1 protein-coding gene is annotated in these 1,428 nt (G+C 49.3%); it reads left to right on the top strand.

Annotated features, from left to right (window positions below):
• The first annotated feature begins 74 nt into the window (after positions 1-74).
• Positions 75-1,355, top strand: a complete 1,281-nt coding sequence (locus JFN88_RS15440; RefSeq protein WP_199020170.1) for an ISNCY family transposase — start codon at positions 75-77, stop codon at positions 1,353-1,355.
• Positions 1,356-1,428 lie beyond the last annotated feature (73 nt).

Genomic DNA, 1,428 nt, shown 5'->3' with positions numbered 1-1,428 from the left:
TGTTGTTGTTCTGTGATAATGTCACCCTATAACTGTTCTGAGATAATGTCACTATGGGACAGGAGACAATCACATTGACGGACGCAGAGATGAAAAAAGTACTCGTTGTGCAAAAAATCTTAGATGGACATCTGACAAATGTGGAGGGGGCAGCGGTGCTCGGGGTAACTCCCCGCCAAGTGATACGATTAAAGAAAAAATATGTGGAAGGAGGAGCAGCGGAAGTTGCTCATCAGAACAGAGGCAGAAAGCCTGTTCATGCTTTAGAGGATAACCTAAAGGAACGGGTAGCCCAGTTGTACACAACCAAATATCACGGCAGCAACAGTTGTCATTTCGCCGAACTGCTCGAAGAACATGAATCCCTTACACTTAGCAGTTCGAGTGTTCGGCGGATTCTGCTGGAGCATGGGATGAAGCAAGCTAAGCAACGACGGCGTAGCAAGGCTCATCAGCCCCGCAAACGTAAACCTCAAGCAGGTATGCTCTGGCAGATCGATGCGACCCCCTATGCATGGCTTGAGGATCGTGCCCCTGCCTTTGCTTTACATGCCGCCATCGATGATGCTACAGGTACGGTCGTTGGAGCGGTCTTTCGTAAGGCGGAATGCCGGGAAGGATACTCACTTGTCATGCAACAGGGAATCGCCACATACGGCGTGCCGCTTGGCTTATACAGTGACCGCCACACCATCTTTCGTTCACCGAACGAAAAATTATCGCTGGAGCAAGAGCTTGCCGGGGAAACCAAACCTCTCTCTCACTTTGGTAAAGCGATGGCTGAACTTCACATCGAACACATCAAAGCCGTAACCCCTCAAGCGAAAGGTCGGGTAGAACGACTCTGGGTCACCCTTCAGGATCGTCTGGTCATTGAACTGAGGTTGTTAGGTGTATACTCCATTGAAGAGGCCAACAAAGCCCTTCCGCAACTCATTCAGAAGCATAACCGCCAGTTTGCTGTGAAGGCCGCAGAAGCTGAATCCGCCTATGTGCAACGGGATCCGAGCGTCAAACTAAGCCATGTATTTACCATACGCGAGCACCGACAGTTAGGCACAGGAAATACGCTCTCCTACCGCGGAAAGCTCTATACCCTTGCCAAGCCAACTCCGTTTCAATTCAGCGCTAAAACGACCGTAGAGGTTCGTGAAACATTAGAAGGCCACCTTATTCTCTGGCATCAAGGTCAAGCCTTAGAGCTTAAAGAAACGGAAAACATGCAACGCGTGAAGGATACAAAAAAGGCGAGTTCTGCGCAGCCACGCAAACCCGCCGCAAGCCATCCTTGGAGGGCTTGGAACACGAAACACTCTCAGAATAACATAAAAACCACAACAGTCCAAGCCCCTTAAAACGGGCTCGGACTGCGATGAAAGTGACATTTTCATAGACAAATTAAGGTGACATTTTCTCAGATAATTGACA

It is taken from the genome of Paenibacillus roseus (assembly GCF_016424485.1).
Classification (GTDB): domain Bacteria; phylum Bacillota; class Bacilli; order Paenibacillales; family Paenibacillaceae; genus Paenibacillus_D; species Paenibacillus_D roseus.
Note: the sequence above shows the minus strand (reverse complement) of the source record. Positions and strands in the feature narration are given on the sequence as shown.